The sequence below is a fragment of the Listeria monocytogenes genome (genome assembly GCF_041765605.1).
GTDB lineage: Bacteria > Bacillota > Bacilli > Lactobacillales > Listeriaceae > Listeria > Listeria monocytogenes_D.
The window spans coordinates 1011202-1028539 of sequence record NZ_CP168900.1 but is presented as its reverse complement, the minus strand read 5'-3'; the positions used below and the strand labels follow the sequence as shown (position 1 = coordinate 1028539).

The 17338-nt window shown below is 37.6% G+C and carries 17 protein-coding genes and 1 riboswitch; of the genes, 4 read left to right on the top strand and 13 right to left on the bottom strand.

Going from position 1 to position 17338, the window contains the following annotated elements; all coding sequences use genetic code 11:
• Positions 1-126: 126 nt before the first annotated feature.
• Positions 127-2301: an ATP-dependent Clp protease ATP-binding subunit gene (locus AB2Q86_RS05210; protein ID WP_012581608.1), complete on the top strand. Its 2175-nt coding sequence runs from the start codon at positions 127-129 to the stop codon at positions 2299-2301.
• Positions 2302-2316: 15 nt separating this feature from the next.
• Here AB2Q86_RS05210 and AB2Q86_RS05205 read toward each other — a convergent pair whose 3' ends face one another.
• Positions 2317-2796: a methylated-DNA--[protein]-cysteine S-methyltransferase gene (locus AB2Q86_RS05205; protein ID WP_012581609.1), complete on the bottom strand. Its 480-nt coding sequence runs from the start codon at positions 2794-2796 to the stop codon at positions 2317-2319.
• Between the two features lie 185 nt (positions 2797-2981).
• On the opposite strand from AB2Q86_RS05205, the gene AB2Q86_RS05200 reads away from it, so the two are divergent.
• Both AB2Q86_RS05200 and AB2Q86_RS05195 read left to right on the top strand, forming a co-directional pair.
• On the top strand, positions 2982-4013 hold the full coding sequence (locus AB2Q86_RS05200; RefSeq protein WP_012581610.1) for an acyltransferase family protein: 1032 nt from the start codon (positions 2982-2984) through the stop codon (positions 4011-4013).
• A gap of 29 nt (positions 4014-4042) precedes the next feature.
• Positions 4043-4411: a DUF4064 domain-containing protein gene (locus AB2Q86_RS05195; RefSeq protein WP_012581611.1), complete on the top strand. Its 369-nt coding sequence runs from the start codon at positions 4043-4045 to the stop codon at positions 4409-4411.
• 79 nt (positions 4412-4490) lie between these two features.
• On the opposite strand, the gene AB2Q86_RS05190 is transcribed toward AB2Q86_RS05195, so the two are convergent.
• The 12 genes from AB2Q86_RS05190 to AB2Q86_RS05135 all read right to left on the bottom strand — a co-directional run bounded on the left by AB2Q86_RS05190 (position 4491) and on the right by AB2Q86_RS05135 (position 15699).
• A complete protein-coding gene (locus tag AB2Q86_RS05190; protein WP_077904945.1) occupies positions 4491-5816 on the bottom strand; it encodes a TrkH family potassium uptake protein in 1326 nt (441 codons plus the stop codon).
• Positions 5817-5868: 52 nt separating this feature from the next.
• A complete protein-coding gene (locus AB2Q86_RS05185) occupies positions 5869-6636 on the bottom strand; it encodes a TerC family protein (protein ID WP_012581613.1) in 768 nt (255 codons plus the stop codon).
• A gap of 102 nt (positions 6637-6738) precedes the next feature.
• Positions 6739-7506: a TerC family protein gene (locus AB2Q86_RS05180; protein ID WP_003729830.1), complete on the bottom strand. Its 768-nt coding sequence runs from the start codon at positions 7504-7506 to the stop codon at positions 6739-6741.
• Between the two features lie 98 nt (positions 7507-7604).
• Positions 7605-7708: riboswitch (yybP-ykoY riboswitch) on the bottom strand.
• Between the two features lie 79 nt (positions 7709-7787).
• A complete protein-coding gene (locus tag AB2Q86_RS05175; RefSeq protein ID WP_012581614.1) occupies positions 7788-9149 on the bottom strand; it encodes an MATE family efflux transporter in 1362 nt (453 codons plus the stop codon).
• A gap of 52 nt (positions 9150-9201) precedes the next feature.
• A complete protein-coding gene (locus AB2Q86_RS05170; protein WP_003740532.1) occupies positions 9202-9627 on the bottom strand; it encodes a MarR family winged helix-turn-helix transcriptional regulator in 426 nt (141 codons plus the stop codon).
• Between the two features lie 107 nt (positions 9628-9734).
• Positions 9735-11303 (bottom strand): peptide chain release factor 3, encoded by a 1569-nt coding sequence (locus tag AB2Q86_RS05165; protein ID WP_003727054.1) that lies wholly within the window; start codon positions 11301-11303, stop codon positions 9735-9737.
• 81 nt (positions 11304-11384) lie between these two features.
• Positions 11385-12239, bottom strand: coding sequence for an ABC transporter permease (locus AB2Q86_RS05160; protein WP_012581615.1), 855 nt, complete (start codon positions 12237-12239; stop codon positions 11385-11387).
• Entirely contained in the window at positions 12232-13143 is a 912-nt protein-coding gene (locus tag AB2Q86_RS05155) for an ABC transporter ATP-binding protein (protein WP_003729833.1), read from the bottom strand. Before AB2Q86_RS05155 ends, AB2Q86_RS05160 begins: the two co-directional genes overlap by 8 nt.
• Positions 13140-13568: a DUF3021 family protein gene (locus tag AB2Q86_RS05150; protein WP_003729834.1), complete on the bottom strand. Its 429-nt coding sequence runs from the start codon at positions 13566-13568 to the stop codon at positions 13140-13142. Before AB2Q86_RS05150 ends, AB2Q86_RS05155 begins: the two co-directional genes overlap by 4 nt.
• Complete coding sequence (locus tag AB2Q86_RS05145; protein WP_012581616.1) at positions 13565-14020, bottom strand: LytTR family DNA-binding domain-containing protein; 456 nt, start codon at positions 14018-14020, stop codon at positions 13565-13567. Before AB2Q86_RS05145 ends, AB2Q86_RS05150 begins: the two co-directional genes overlap by 4 nt.
• A 134-nt stretch (positions 14021-14154) precedes the next feature.
• A complete protein-coding gene (locus AB2Q86_RS05140; RefSeq protein WP_012581617.1) occupies positions 14155-14634 on the bottom strand; it encodes a glutathione peroxidase in 480 nt (159 codons plus the stop codon).
• A gap of 12 nt (positions 14635-14646) precedes the next feature.
• Positions 14647-15699 (bottom strand): M42 family metallopeptidase, encoded by a 1053-nt coding sequence (locus tag AB2Q86_RS05135; RefSeq protein ID WP_003729837.1) that lies wholly within the window; start codon positions 15697-15699, stop codon positions 14647-14649.
• A gap of 140 nt (positions 15700-15839) precedes the next feature.
• Between AB2Q86_RS05135 and AB2Q86_RS05130 the strand changes: the two genes are divergently transcribed.
• Entirely contained in the window at positions 15840-17315 is a 1476-nt protein-coding gene (locus AB2Q86_RS05130) for an LM6179_1298 family efflux MFS transporter (RefSeq protein ID WP_003722846.1), read from the top strand.
• Positions 17316-17338: the final 23 nt, after the last annotated feature.

Here is a 17338-nt window from a genome sequence, read left to right as displayed (position 1 = left end):
TTTGTAAAAAAATATAAGCAAAATACTTGAAAGTCAAAATAGGTCAGTATATAATAAAGTCATAAGGTCAAAGATAGTCAAAGTCAAGACCTTTCATTTCTCATTTTTAAAAGGAGGAAATTATATATGAACTGTGAAAAATGTAATCAAAATCCAGCAACAATCCAACTATATATGAATATTAATGGCAAGCGTGTAGAAATGCCGCTTTGTGCCTCTTGTTATGCAGAAGTTAGAAATCAAGCCAACTTTGGCGCAAATGAGTTTCCGGGAGCAAGCGGTTCTCCGTTTGACGATATTTTCCGTCAATTGAGTGGTGCTGCTAGTCAAGCAAACCGTGAACAAAGAAGCCAAGCAAACGCACAAGTACAAACACAAACTGCTGGTGGCGGCAATGGTTTACTAGATGAATTTGGAACAAACTTAACAGATATGGCGAAAAATGAGCAACTCGACCCTGTCATCGGTCGTGACAAAGAAATTAAACGCGTCATTGAAATATTAAACCGCCGTAATAAAAATAATCCAGTCTTAATTGGTGAACCAGGTGTTGGTAAAACAGCTGTCGTCGAAGGACTTGCAAATGCGATTGTCGCAGGAGAAGTTCCAAGCAAATTAATGAACAAAGAAGTTATCTTATTAGATGTCGCTTCACTTGTTTCTGGAACAGGGATCCGTGGTCAATTTGAAGAACGCATGAAACAACTAATTAAAGAGCTACAAGAACGTAAAAACACGATTCTATTTATTGATGAAGTGCATACGATTGTTGGGGCAGGTTCCGCAGAAGGCTCGATGGATGCAGGAAACATTCTAAAACCAGCTCTAGCTCGTGGCGATTTACAAATGATTGGCGCTACTACGCTAAAAGAGTACCGCACAATCGAAAAAGACGCCGCACTTGAGCGTCGTTTCCAACCAGTAACTGTAAGCGAACCATCCACAAAAGAAACGCTAACTATTTTAAATGGTTTAAAACCAAAATACGAAGATTTCCATGAAGTAGTTTATTCACCAGAAGCATTATCAGCTGCAGTTGAATTAAGCGCTCGTTACATCCAAGATCGTCATTTGCCAGACAAAGCGATTGATTTAATGGATGAAGTTGGTTCCAAATACAATCTATCTATTGAAAAATTGGACGAAAATACCGTGAGCGAACGTGTTGCCCGTTTAGAAGAGGAAAAAAATCAAGCTCTTCAAATGGAAGACTACGAAAAGGCAGCTAAAGTTCGTGACGAGATTACTCGCTTAGAAGAAAATAAAACAAGCAATTCCTTCTCAGAACGCCCAGTCATCCAAGCATCTGATATCCAAGCGATTATTGAAGAAAAAACTGGCATCCCAGTAGGACGTTTACAAGAAGACGAGCAATCCAAAATGAAGAACTTAGAAAGCAACTTAACTGGTAAAGTTATTGGTCAAGAAGATGCTGTAAGAAAAGTAGCCAAAGCAATTCGTCGTAGTCGTGTTGGACTTAAATCAAAAAATCGCCCAATTGGTTCCTTCCTATTTGTTGGACCAACTGGTGTCGGAAAAACAGAACTTGGACGCACGCTAGCTCGTGAATTATTCGGTACTAGTGAAGCGATGATTCGTTTAGACATGAGTGAATTCATGGAAAAACACAGCGTCTCTAAATTAATCGGTTCCCCTCCTGGCTATGTTGGTCACGAAGAAGCTGGACAATTAACAGAAAAAGTTCGTCGCAATCCGTATAGCATCATTTTGTTAGACGAAATCGAAAAAGCACATCCAGACGTTCAACATATGTTCCTGCAAATTTTAGAAGACGGTCGACTAACTGATTCACAAGGACGTACAGTGAGCTTTAAAGATACAGTCATCATTATGACAAGTAACGCTGGCGCAACTGACACAGAAGCTTCTGTCGGCTTTAATACAACAACCGAATCAAAACTTGAAAAAGGTTCTGACATCTTAGCAAAATTAGGTGCATACTTCAAGCCAGAATTCTTAAACCGTCTAGACAGCGTCATTGAATTTAAATCCCTAGAAAAAGACGATTTAGTACAAATCATCGACTTAATGCTCGTTGATTTAAATGAAATGCTCGCTCAAGAAGATGTGACAATCGATGTTTCTAAAGAAGTAAAAGAACATTTGATTGACCTTGGTTATGACCCTAAATTCGGAGCACGTCCACTACGCCGGACTATCCAAGAACACCTAGAAGATGCCATTGCCGACAGTTTAATTGAACAACCAGAAGCAAAACATCTCGTTGCAACCCTTAACGATAATAAAGAAATTACTATAACAGAACAAGTAACAGTGTAATAAAAAAGGCTTGAGTTAACTTAAACTCAAGCCTTTTTCTAATGCAAGTAAATATTGTTTCTTATCTACATCCGCCCCATTATAGCCCCCAAGCTCTCCATTACTTTTCACACATCTGTGACATGGAATAATAATCGGAATTGGATTAGCGCGATTCGCTTGTCCTACTGCTTGCACAGCTTTAGGGCTACCTGCTGAAATCGCAATATCTTTATAACTCACAACAACCCCATACGGAATTTCGCTCAATGCTTGCCAAACCTTTTGTTGAAAATCGGTTCCTTTAAGGAGCACCGGCAAATCAAAATGCTCTCTCTTACCTTCAAAATAGTCATCTAGTTGGGTAGTTAATGCTTGAAAAAGTTCTTTTTCTATTATATTTCCTTCTTGAAGTTCCCAATTTTTTGGCTCGTCATACGAAATATTCCTAATCCACTTTTCATCAATAGTTATAAATAAATCACCCACTGGCGATGATTTTTGTTGTTTTAGCATTCTGTCGCTCCTCTCCCCTCAAGTTATTATTTTAAAGATAGCACGTCCCTCTTCCATTCGCAACTAGCTGTCATGCCCTGTTAATATTTGATACTTTTTGTTACTTAACTGTTGGATAAGCGTTACAGAATTTAGGGTAAAATAAACAATAGTTTATCAACATAGAATAGAAAGGACTGTTTTTTATGGAACAAACCGCCTTAAAGCGGGAAAGTTATTTCGACAATGCCAAGTTTATTCTAATTTTTCTAGTAGTTTTCGGGCATTTTCTCCAAACATTTATCGCGGATTATGCGGGTGTACGTGTGCTTTATATTTATATCTACACGTTTCACATGCCTGCTTTTGTGCTAATATCCGGATTTTTCGCTAAAAGTTTTGGTAAGCCTGGTTATTTAAAAAAGACGATGAAAAAGCTCATTTTACCTTATGTGTTTTTTCAGCTAATATATAGTATTTTTTATTATTTTCTTTTAAGTAAAGACAGCCTTTCTATTAAACTACTTGATCCAGAGTGGTCACTTTGGTTTTTACTTAGTTTGTTTTTCTGGAATTTAATGCTTTTTGTTTTTGCAAAAATTAAGCCGTGGAAGTCGATAAGTATTGCTCTTTTTATTGGGTTAGTAGCTGGATATTTTGATATTATTGGGGGTTATTTGAGTTTATCTCGGACACTTGTATTTTTCCCATTTTTCTTAGTTGGTTATTTTCTAAAGAAAGAACATTTTTACTATCTTAAAACCCATTTTGCTATGATTCTTGGTGGAATTTTCATTGTTTTACTTTTATCCTTTATCACGCTTCATCCTAACTTAAATGATAAGTGGTTTTTAGGTTCTAAGCCTTATGCAAACTTTGTGGAAGTTAAGTCGCTAGGGCTATTCATTCGCGCACTTGTCTATTTGATTAGCTTTGGTTCGATTGCAGCTTTTTTCAGTTTTATTCCTAGAAAGAGGTTATTTTTCACTAAATGGGGTAAAAATACGTTATATGTTTATTTGTTACATGGCTTCTTTATTAAGTTTTTTCGTGAAGGTGGCCAGACTGACTTTCAATATAGCCCGTCGACATTTTTACTACTATTCGTCATTACTTTTGTTTTAACGGTATTATTATCAAGTCGATTGGTGAAAATATTCGTTCAACCGGTAATCGAACTGAGGGTATCGATGCTGCGAGATGTGTTTAGCCGCTTAACAAAACGGGAAAGTTATTAAACGTATAGATAGAAAAAGGAGGTTGTATTATGGGTTCAAGAAAACCAGAAATTATTATCGGATTAATTGGCTCTATCATTGGGGTTCTAGTTGGCTTTTGGATTATTAATTATGGAGATTCAGTCACAGATTATATACAAACATTTACTTATTTACCTGGTGAATTAGGTAACGAGTTAGCAAATCTAGGGTGGATTACATTAATCGCATCTGTAGTTGCATTAATTGCTTCCCTTCTAATCAAATCAGCTCCACGTGGTTGGGGTGTTATCTTAGTAATTATCGGTATCGTGCTCTTCTTCGTTATCGGAACTGCTTGGATTATCTCCGGAATCTTAATCACTTTAACTGGTTTAATGGGTATTTTCAGACGCCCCGTTCCAAAATCAAAATATTAAAAATCACCTCTTGGTCACTTTGATCAAGAGGTTTTTTCATGGACAAAAAAGCCATTCTGCAATCAGAATGGCTTTTATATTAACCTGTAATAATTTTCTCTTTTGGTAAACGAATCGCATTTTTAGGTTGATTTTTATTTCTTAAACTTAGCATTGAGTACATAATACCAACGCGCCCAATAAACATTAATGCAATAATAATAATTTTACCCGGCGTAGATAAATCTGGTGTCAACCCTACAGAAAGCCCTGTAGTACCAAACGCCGAAAAGACTTCAAAAATGACGGCAATTAACGAGGCGGTCTCTGTTTGCATTAAAACGACTATGGCCGATATACTCAAAAACCCTGCTACTAACGTGACCGCGAGTGACTTCCGCACGTCTTCTTGATGCAATTCCCGACCAAAAATGTACACATGCTTTCGACCGCGAATAACCGAATAAATGAATAAAATCGTAATCGCAAAAGTTGTCGTTCGAATCCCACCACCAACTGAACTTGGCGATGCTCCAATAAACATTAAGAAGGAAACGAGCAACAACGTAGAGATTGACAATGCCCCACTATCAATCGTTTGTAAGCCTGCGCTTCGTGATGTTGCAGATAAGAACATCGAATTAAAGAACCCGAAATCCCAACTTTTCCCACTAAAGAAATGTTGATATTCAAACAGCCAAATGAGCAGCCCACCAACAATTAAAAGCACAAAATAAGTTAGCGTCGTCACTTTGACAAAAAGGGAAAAGCGAAACGGAATTAACGTATTTTTCTCAAATAAAAATCTCCGCGTTTCAAGTAATACTGGGAAACCAATCGCACCTGCAATGATTAACAGAATCGAAATAAATTGAACAAAATAATCATTGGCGAATGGCATTAACGATTTACCTGTGATATCAACGCCCGCATTGGTCACGAGTGAAACGGAATTGTATAATCCTTGGAACATTGCGTCCCAAAAATTCGGATAAAGTGGAATAAAGTAAATTCCCAAAATCAAGGCCCCGATTAACTCAATACCGAAAATAAGCACTAGAATCTCACGAAGCATCCGAACCATCCCGCTCATTGTAAATTGGTTAGTATCTGTCATAATTAACTGGCGTTGTTTCAATCCAATTCGTCTTTTTAAAATTAAATAGAAAAACGTACTAATCATCATAACACCGAGTCCACCAATTTGGAAAATCGCCATCAATACCCAAATACCGGCCGTGCTATACGTCTGACTTACATCTACTGTCGTTAATCCTGTTACACTAACTGAACTCGCCGCCGTAAAAAGTGTATCAATAAACGATACCTTTACCCCTTTTTGTAACGTAAATGGCAAGCTTAATACGATAGTAGAAATCGTCACTGCCAGAAAATAATACGCAATAATCACTTGAACGGGCGTCATGCGTGCTAAAACAAGCTTTAATCTTCTGCGTAGTTTTACTTCCTGATCATATTCAAACTCTTTTGGTTTTCTTCTCTTTTTTTCTCGCAATGATATAACCACCCAAACCTATTATTATCATAACCGACCAGAATGTCAGCTTCCAAACGGCTGAATCTGGAAAATCTTCTGGAATAATTGCTACAGATGGATGTGCTAGCGTTAGAACCGCCATTTTCACACCAACCCAACCAACAATTAAAAACGCTGCTGTTTCAAGTGTAGGGTAACGCTCTAATAATTTAACCACCTGTGTGGCTGCAAAACGAATTACAACAAGTCCTGCGATACCACCAAGGAACATCACGATAAATTGCCCACCGTTCATTCCCCCAATATCAAAATCCCCTAAATCTGGCAAAGTAACAACTAATGCCGCTGCAGCTAACATGGAATCCAGAGCAAAAGCTATATCCGTCAATTCCACACGTGCTACTACACCCCAAAAGGAAGTTGATTTGGCTTCTGATGTTTCTTTGACTTCTTCTTGCTTGCCTTTTTTAAGGCGCCACATGTGCTTAATTGCTAAGTACAATAAATAAACCGCGCCGATAGCTTGTATTTCCCAAATTTTTACTAAAAATGAAATTAAAAATAATGCCACAAAACGGAAAACAAAAGCCCCAACTAACCCATAAAATAAGGCTTTTCGTTGCTTATCGTGCGGTAGACCTTTAACAATAACTGCCATAACTACGGCGTTGTCCGCTGATAGAATTCCTTCTAGTACTACTAAAACAAGGAAAACTAACGCGTATTCGCCCCAAATAGAAACATCCATTCCTCATTCACCATCCTTCTACTCTATCATAAAATTATGTTTTCAGCATCTGGTTGTATGTAAAACCAGAAGTACAAATATGCACTTCTGGTCTATTAGAAATTATTTAGTTGTTTCTGCTTTTTTCTTACTACGATAGGAAACGAACCAGCCCCATAGAATAATAAGAATCATGACACCCCAGAAAATTAATTTCCAAAGCGTTGACTCAGGGAAACTGTGTGGAATTACCCCAAGACTAGGATGTGCTAATGTATAAATAACTAGCTTCACGCCTACCCAACCAACAATTAAAAATGCGGCTGTTTCGAGACTTGGATAACTTTTTAGTAATTTAACAAATTGTGTTGCTGCAAAACGGATAATGATTAGACCGACAAGTCCACCTAAGAACATAATCGCAAATTGGCCAGTATCAATTCCCCCAATGTGTCCCCATCCTGTTTCTGGAAGAGTAATGGCAAGGGCTACTGCCGCAAGCATGGAATCAATCGCAAACGCTATATCTGCAATCTCTACTTTTAAAACAGTCATCCAAAAACCAGAGCCAGCTTTTTCTTTCTTTTCTTTTTCTCCGTCTTTCCCTTTGGCATGTTTCCAAATATGACTAATCGCAATATAAAGTAAATATGCGGCACCTAGCGCTTGAACTTGCCAAACATTTGCCAAAAAGGAAATTAAGAACAATGCGCCAAAACGGAAAACAAAGGCACCCATCAATCCGTAAAATAACGCTTTTTTCTGTTGTTTATCTGGGAGATGTTTGACCATAACAGCCATAACCACTGCATTATCTGCCGCTAAAATCCCCTCAAGACCGATTAGGACAAGTAACACCCAACCGTACTCTAAAATCATTGCTGTATCCACTAATTCTTTTCCTCCTTTGTTCTATTAAAATGTCAAAGATCTCCTATTTTGAAGAAACAAAAAAGCGAGACCTGCCCGTAAAGGCAAAGGTCTCGCTAACATTTAAAATTAAATGTGATAAAACCGATGATATCTCTATCATGTAATGACGACTTTATCCTGATTAAAAAGCTAATCAGCGCTACTCCCCTCTGACATTTGTCAAAGAACGATATATGATTACCTAGAGAATAATACCATAATATAGAACTTCTCGTCAACTAATTTTTCTCACAAACTTTTTAAACGGCTAAGTCTTTCGTTTTTGCGCTACTAGCTATTTTAATATTATGGATTGTGAATAGCGTCATACCGATTATGCACGTAAGAATTTCAGTAGCCGTCAAGGACCAAATCACGCCCATAAGTCCGAAATAATGTTGTCCTAAAATGATGACTGGAATAAAAATGATGCCTTGTGAAACAGACATAATCGTAGCCGGAATCGCTTTCCCAATCGCTTGAAAAGTACTCGTAAACAGCCCCGTAAATCCACTGAAAAGAGAAGATATCAGCATTGCAACCATAATATGAACACCAAGCGTTATCACACTTTGACTGTCACTAAATAGATGCATCACTTGGAAACGGAAGATGAATACCAGACTCGAAAGGAGAAGCACAATAAGCCCGATACTAATGGCAGTAGCCCGTATTGCTTTTTCAAACCGCGCAATATTACCCGAACCGTAATTATAAGCTAACAGTGGAATAATCCCCATGTAAAGTCCCATACAAATAAATTCAGGGAGCTGCACCACCCGAAGCGCCACGCCAAAACCTGCAACTACTCCTTCCCCGTAAATCATCGAATAATGATTTAAAACGAGCGTTGTCACAATGAGGAATAACGATAAGAGCAACTCTGAAACACCAATTTTAAACACATTTTGAACGATTTCTTTTGTTGCTTTAAACCATTTAAAACGAATCGATAAATAATCACTTTTCTTCTCTAAATACCAAGCATAGTAAATCAGCGAAAATAAACTTGCTAATCCTACCGAAACTGCGGCCCCCACCACATTAAAATCAAAATACAAAATAAGTAATGGATCAAATACTAAATTAACAACTGTAGCAATTATCATTCCGTTCATAGAAACCCGCGAAGCTCCCTCAGCCCGAACTACCTGTTCTAAAGCAAAATTCGCGATAATAAACGGGCTACAAATTAAAAGCACCAATGTATAATTTTTCGTGTGTAAAAAGCTCGTTGCATCTGCCCCAAGAAAATGAGTAACTGGATTAATCAAAAAGCCAAGCAAAACCGCGCAGATAATTCCTAATGCTAAACTTCCATATAAAACAAAGGCGGATACTTGTTTCGCCTTTATTCCCTCTTCTTTCCCAAGTAAGCGAGAAATATACGTTCCGCCACCGACTCCAAACATATTACCAATTGCCATCAAAACGGTGAACATCGGTAATCCAAGTGTCACGGCGGTTAACATCGACGTATCATGCAACAAGCCTATAAAGAATGCATTGATAATGTTATATATGACCCCTACAGACATTCCAAGCATCATCGGAATCGATAAATGTGCTATCGCTTTAGGAATGCTCGCTTTTGTTAAATAATAATTATCTGAGTGTTTCATTTTGGTTCCCCCTCAAAATTAGTTAGAATTCTAACTATATAGTTAAATTTTTTTATTCCGTATTGTCGTCAATTTTACTAAGTAGATCAATAAAGATTTTATACTCGTCAGCGGAAAGGATTTTTTTCGCTTTATCATCTTCACGCGGGAAGGATTCATTAAATTCGTCCACTATTCGTTTACCTTCTTCAGTTAAAGTGACCACTTTTTCTCTGCCGTCTCGAATGCTTGGTTTGCGTGAAATTAATTCTTTTTTCTCGAGTCCTTGAATGAGGCTAGTGATACTTGCGCCACGCGTTTGGAAGATTCGCTGAAGATCTTTTTGGATAATTTCATTTGCCGCATTATCATTTAAAAACCCTAGAACTCTAGCTTGTTGAGTTGTCAGCCCAAATTGAGCTACTTTTGCGTCCATTTTCCGTTTGGATTTAATCATAATCGAACGGATTAACGTATCCATCGTCTTCTCTCTTCTCACGAGTATTCCTCCTTATTAATTAGAATTCTAACTAATTATAGCGCGTTTCGAAAAATTGTCAAGCAAAAAAACAACCTATTTGCGAAAGTACAAATAGGTTGCAGCTATTATAGTAATGAAGTTAATTCGATATCTGGATTTTTATCATTAAACCAATTAATCGCGAATTCATTTTCGAATAAGAATAACGGTTGGTCGAAGCGGTCTTTTACGAGCATGCTTCGAGCTGTGGATAGTTTTTCATCCGCATCTTCTTCTTTGACCCAACGAGCGATTTTTTTGCCGATTGGTTCCATCCGAATTTCTGAATTATACTCGCCGCGCATTCTGTGTTCGAATACTTCAAATTGCAACTGACCAACAGCCCCAATAATGTATTCTTCCGTACGCCACGTTTTAAATAATTGAATCGCACCTTCTTGAACAAGTTGCTCGACGCCTTTATGAAAATGCTTTTGTTTCATAACATTTTTCGCATAAACACGCATAAATAATTCTGGTGTAAACTGCGGAAGTTTTTCAAATTCGAGTTTTTTACTTCCATTAGTAATCGTATCGCCAATTTGGTAATTACCCGTGTCGTACAAACCGATAATATCACCAGCTACCGCACGATTAACAGTTTCCCGGTCATCCGCCATAAACTGCGTTGAGTTAGCGAGCTTCATACTTTTCCCTGTTCGCGTTAACGTAACATTCATGCCGCGTTCAAATTCGCCTGAACAAATTCGAATAAAGGCAATCCGGTCACGGTGAGCAGGATTCATATTCGCTTGGATTTTAAAAATAAAGCCAGAGAACTTCGGATTGTCAGCTTCAATCACGCCTTCATTTGATTCATGACTTGAAGGAGATGGCGCAAAATCAACAAATGTACGTAAGAAAGTTTCTACACCAAAGTTAGTTAAGGCACTTCCAAAGAATACTGGTGTTTGTTCACCGGCAATAATACGTTCCCGGCTAAAATCATTTCCAGCCTCATCAAGTAACATAATTTCTTCCAATGCTTGATCATAATAAAGTGATTTTTGAATAGCATGAGCTTCTTTCAAATCACCATCTTCACCAAGTGGTAAGAAACGCTCATCTTCTTCCGAGCGATATTGCTCAATCACACGATGATAACGGTCATAAAGCCCAGCAAGCTCTTTCCCCATACCAATTGGCCAGTTCATTGGATACGATTCAATGCCAAGAACTTCTTCTAATTCAGCAAGTAATTCAAGCGGCATTTTCCCTTGACGGTCCATTTTGTTAATAAAAGTAAAAATTGGAATTCCGCGCATTCGACAAACTTTGAAAAGTTTTAGCGTTTGGGCTTCAATCCCTTTCGCAGCATCGATAACCATAACCGCACTATCCACTGCCATCAATGTCCGGTACGTATCCTCACTGAAATCCGAGTGACCCGGTGTATCCAAAATATTAATTCTTGAACCATTATAATCAAACTGCATCACAGAACTCGTTACCGAGATACCACGTTGTTTTTCAATTTCCATCCAGTCACTTGTCGCAAACTTGCCAGATTTCTTTCCCTTTACAGTCCCAGCTGAACGGATAACGCCACCGAATAATAATAATTGTTCCGTAATCGTCGTTTTCCCAGCATCCGGGTGAGAAATAATCGCAAACGTTTTGCGTGAAGCAACTTCTTTTTGCAAATCTTGACTCATTGTTATTTTCCTCCTAGATTCATTCACATTCCATTAGTATAGCATAACTAGGAGAATTTCGGCTGATTTTTTATTCAAAAATTATTTTGTTTGTCGTTTCATGAGGATGACAGATAATACACCAAACACGACTGCAAAGGCACTTAAAATAAGTAAACTAAGTCCTGTTGTAACTGTTTTATCACCCCAATAAATCGTAATTCCAATCATTTCTTTTGTAGCATCCATCGCCTGAGTATTACCTGCAAAAACTTGTTGCAGAGGCTCTTTCGTCATGATTTCTCGAATAGTAGATGCCCCGTATGTGAAAGGAAAACATTTCATCGCAGTTTGCACCGCAGCCGGTAGTGAACCAATGGGTAAATAAATCCCAGCAATAAAACCAATAACAGTCCCAACAATCGTCGAAACAGAACTAAAGGCACTCGCTTTTTTCACCAAGCTAGCGATAAAGAACATCATACTACTACAACAGAAAACATTTATCAAAATAATCCCAATTAAACGAAGCCAGCTCTCAAACGGTAAAAATTCTCCGCCAGTCAACCAAATATACATTTCCCCAACAAAAAGTGTTACAACAGACAATAAGAAGGAAGCAACTAGTCCACTAACAATATAACTAATAACAATACGCCATCTGGAAGCAGGCGTTATCGCAAAGCTTCTCGCAATACTTAATTCTTCATCATGTACTTTCAAAGAAAAAACAGCTAACGATACTGTCACAGGTGTAATGGATAATATCCCCGCAATCACCCACGTGTTCACTAATTCTTGAATCCCTATCGTTTTTCCAGAAGCCTGTTTGAACATTTCTTCCATATTATTTCCTAAAAAAATCGCATACAGCCCAATAATAATCAAAACTGTTAGTAATGACATAAACACAGCTGTTCTATCTCGAAAATAAATTTTTAAATTACGACTAATCATTGGACTCCTCCTTAATCATCGAAATAAAAGCGTCATCTAAGTTCCCTTTAATCACTTCAAAAGAACCGTAAAGTCCAGCTGTTTGATTTAAAATAGCCAATATTTCGACATCTTGATTTATCACATCCACACGCATCGTTTCTTTAGTAACTTTAAATGGTAAATTTATTTTTTCTATTATTGTTTGGAGTTCTGCTACCTTCGCATCATAAAAGAAAATTTTATCTACAGAAAAGCGACTTCTAATGTTTGCTGGTGTGCCTTGCGCAATAATTTTTCCTTTGTGGATTACAGCGAGCTGATCCGCATCTTTCGCTTCTTCTAAGTAATGTGTCGTCAAAAACACTGTCATTCCTAATTCTTCGCGCAAATAATCAATAATTTTCCAGACACTTACTCTTGTTTTTGGATCTAGCCCCGTCGTTGGCTCATCTAATAGCAAAATTTCTGGATCATGCATAATCGCCCTAGCTATTTCCGCTCGACGCTTTTGACCACCAGACAATTTTTCAAAGCGACGATTTAAAATATCCTCAATCCCCATAATAGAAGAAACTAGCGCTAATCGTTCTGTAATTTCCGCTTTTGTTTTCCCGTATAAACTTGCTCGGTTATATAAATTTTCGCGCACCGTCAGTAAATCATCCAACACATTTTCTTGAAAAACAACGCCTAACTTTTGTCGAAATGATTTTCGGTTTTTAAAAGTTAACTTTTCATCCGCTATGAAAATCTCTCCAGATGTTGGTTCGCTTTCTGTACAAATCATACTAAGTGTAGTTGATTTACCCGCACCATTTTCGCCTAAAAAAGCAAATAATGAGCCTTTTTCTACTTCTAAATTAATGCCTTTAACTGCCTCGACTTTACCAAATTTTTTAACTACATTGGTCAATTTTATCATTTTGTCTCCCTTTCTCGCATTTCTGCTAGTTTTTGATTAATTTCATTACTGAATTTTGTATCTCGCAAAGTGAAAAAAATGTGCATTACAAGGAAAGTCACACAAATAAAGCCAAAAATGATCATAAATCCAGCTATATTATGATACCAATCCAGCAACCAACCAAGTCCTAATATAGCCGCGCCAATAAAGAAGAAAAAAGCAATCAATCGACTATAAAAAGCGAGTTTTGTTTTCACAGAGTTATTAAAGAATAATTGCTGCACAAAGGTTGTCACAATACTAAAACCTAGCATAATAAAAATATCACGAATTACGACTACTTCTGATTCACCAGTTGCGATATAAGAGCAAATCATCGTAATAATAGAGGCAGAGAAAATAATGCACACTGATTGAATAAATTGAATTAGTTTTGTACTCATTTACGCTTCCCTCCCATGTTTAATTTTTGCTTTAAGATTTTCGCATACTGACGAGAAATAATTACTTTTTCTCGATTTAAAAGTTTCGCTTCAAATTTACCGTTGAAACCAGGGGCAATCTTTTCAATCCATTCAATATTTAAGATCATTGATTTTGAACATCTGAAAAAAGAACTTTCTTTAAATTTCTCCTCCAACTCATATAATTTCCAATGGATTTCATAGACGTCTTTTTCTGTATAAACAAAAATTTTACTTTCAACTGCTTCAAAATATAAAATGGCTTTTGGTTCTAGTAAATAAGTAGCGCCGTCCTTTTTAACAGAGATTTTTTCTGTCGGCTCTTCTAATTTCATTACCATGCTTCTTACTTCCGGTAGATTATCGGAATGGCAATATACATCCACTTCATCCAACGCCAAATTATTATTTTGTTTCACATGGAATTTCATCTAGTTGCCTCCCTTTTTTCTTTTATTATAAACGCCTCGTCAAAAACTACAAGCTGATTTCAGTAACTTGCATTTTTAGCTAACTAAGATGCAAAAAAACTCGGTAGCACGATGATGTCACTACCGAGTCCTTCTTATTTACTTACTTTCGCAACAAGTGCTTCCACTTTATCCTCAAAATCTGCTGGTTTCATTTTTGATGGGAAAAGTTCAACCACTTCGCCATTTTCATCAATTAAGAATTTCGCAAAATTCCATTCTACTTTTTTACCACCAGTTTGTTCGGTTAAATATTTATAAAGCGGGCTGGCGTCTTTGCCTTTCACTTTAATTTTAGAGAACATTTGGAACGTCACACCATAATTCATTTGGCAAAATTCTAAAATTTCCTCATCACTCCCAGGATCTTGACGTAAAAACTGGTTACATGGGAAACCGAGAATTTCAAAATTAGCGCCACCCAATTTTTTATACATGGCTTCTAGGCCTTCAAGCTGAGGTGTTAAGCCACATTTGCTCGCTGTATTCACGATAAGTAATACCTTGCCTTTATAATCACTTAAAGCTATTTCTTTGCCATTCATTGCTTTTTCAGAAAAATCATGGACATTCATATGGAATTCCTCCTATTTCAATATATTCGAAAATAAATATGCATAAACTAATTTTTCTGTATGATAAAGTGAGTCGCGATGTGTACGTTCATATGCATGGCTCGCATCAATCCCCGGTCCAATCAAGCCGTGGACAATATCATTACCAGCATTAATCGCCGCACTCGCATCAGATGCATAAAACGGATAAATATCCACTTTATAATCAATATTATTCTTTTTAGCAAGTTCCACTAAATGTTTGCGCAGACCAAGGTGATACGGGCCACTACCATCTTTTGCACAAATAGAAACAGTGTATTCATCAGAAGTTTGTCCGTCACCAAGCGCTCCCATGTCGACAGCTAAATACTCCACTGTTTCAGCTGGGATATTGGAATTACCACCATAACCAATCTCCTCATTATTAGAGATGAGGAAATGAGTTGTATGAGGAAGCTCTAGCTTGTTTTCGTGAATATAATTGATTAGTTGTAATAAAATCGCGACACTTGCTTTATCATCCAAATGGCGAGATTTGATATATTCGTCGTTAATAATTTGCACGCGCGGATCAAACGAAACAAAATCGCCTACTTCTATTCCAAGCGCACGAACTTTGTCTGCATCTAGTGCTTTTACATCTAAACGAACTTCCATATTTTTGTCATTACGCTCAGCAGTCCCAGCATCTTTATAGACATGGACAGATGTTTGGTGCATTAAGATGGTGCCACTATACAAATCTCCGTCACTTGTCTCAATGGTACAATATTCGCCTTCAATCGCGTTAAAACGGTAGCCTCCAATTAAGGTTAAAAGTAATCTTCCGTCAGCTTTAATTTCTTTGACCATTGCACCAAGCGTATCCACATGGGCTGTTAACATGCGATGCTTCGTGTCGTCTTTCCCAGGAAGCGTTACAATCAATCCACCTTTATTGTTTAAACGATAAGGGATTTTTGAAGCATCTAAATCTTTTGCCAGTTTTTCGATGATTTTCCCTGTATTGCCTGTTGGGCTTGGGATAGATGTTAATTCTTTAATTTTTTGCATTGTTTCCTTTGTATTTGGTTCGTATGACAAAAAAATTCCTCCTTTAGTTCGCTTTCTTCTATTATATTATAGCGCTTATCTTGAATGTGCGCATTTCTTAGGATTAACTTTTTTCCCAAATTAGTCCTTTTATATGCTATAATTCGGTAGACGAAAAGGGAGGGAATTTTTTGGAACAAACAAAAGTAAAAGCCGTTACCATCGCCGTATTTGTCGCAACATTTATGGCAGCTATTGAGGGTACCATCGTGAGCACTGCGATGCCAACGATTGTAAGTCAGTTGGACGGCATAGAGTTAATGAACTGGATTTTTTCTGTTTATTTGCTAACATCAGCAGTGACCGTTCCGATTTACGGAAAACTGTCTGATTTGTATGGACGAAAAAATATTTTTGTGATTGCGACAATTATTTTTATTATTGGTTCATCACTTTGTGGATTTGCACAAAATATGGAGCAATTAATTATTTTTCGCGCGATTCAAGGTATTGGAGCAGGTGGGATTTTACCATCTACTATGACGATTATCGCAGACGTGTATCCATTTGAAAAACGAGCAAAAGTGCTTGGCTTCATGGGTTCCGCTTGGGGTATTGCTGGCGTATTTGGACCACTTGTTGGAGGATTTTTAGTAGACCAACTTTCATGGCATTGGATTTTCTTCATCAATGTCCCAATCGGTATTTTAACAATCCTACTTATTTTGCTTTATTTACGCGAAAAAGTGGAACATGTGAAACTACCAATTGACTATTTAGGTGCCTCGCTCTTTACGGTGGCTCTGCTTGGATTATTATTTGCGTTACAGCGAGCCGGGGAATCACTCAACTGGACAGAACCGCTCGTCGTTATTCTTTTTGCCGTATCGATTGTGTTATTTATCGCTTTTTATTTTGTCGAAAAACGTGCAAAAGATCCGATTATGCCATTTGTCTTATTTAAAAACCCAGTGGTATTAATTGGTAATTTAATTGGTTTCTTGATTAGCGCCTTTTTAATTGGGATTAATGTTTATATTCCAATGTGGGCACAAGGAATGCTTGGCCACGGAGCTACGATTGCTGGTTTCATGCTTGCACCGCTCTCGGTTACGTGGATAGTCGGCTCATTTATCGGCGGCAAGCTCTTGATGACACTTGGAAACCGACACACAGTGGGGATTGGCGTATTGATAACGGCTGCAAGTGGATTAATTTTAGCCTTATTCCCAGCTTCCACAAATGATATCTTCTTCTATTTAAATAGTGCATTTATGGGATTTGGTTTTGGGATAATCTTTACAACAACAACGGTTACCGTTCAAGATGCAGTACCGCGATTCCAAACTGGTATTGCTACAGCTTCTAACACACTGTTTAGAACAGTTGGTCAAACAATCGGGGTCGCTGTCTTTGGAACTATCTTCAACTCCGTTCTTACAAGCGAATTCCGCGCCGCAGCTGGCAGTGAAGTAAATCGTAGTAATCTAAACCAACTAATTAGCCCGCAAACTTCTGGTAACGTTAGTGCAGACCTAGTTGATCCGCTTCGAGATATTTTATATAGCGGACTTCATATGGTTTTCTGGGTTATGTTTGCTTGCTGTATCGTTAGTTATTTTATTCATTTTATCTTACCGAAAAAACATATTTCCGGCGAAAAATAAAAGGTTGGCTCCGTGGAGCCAAC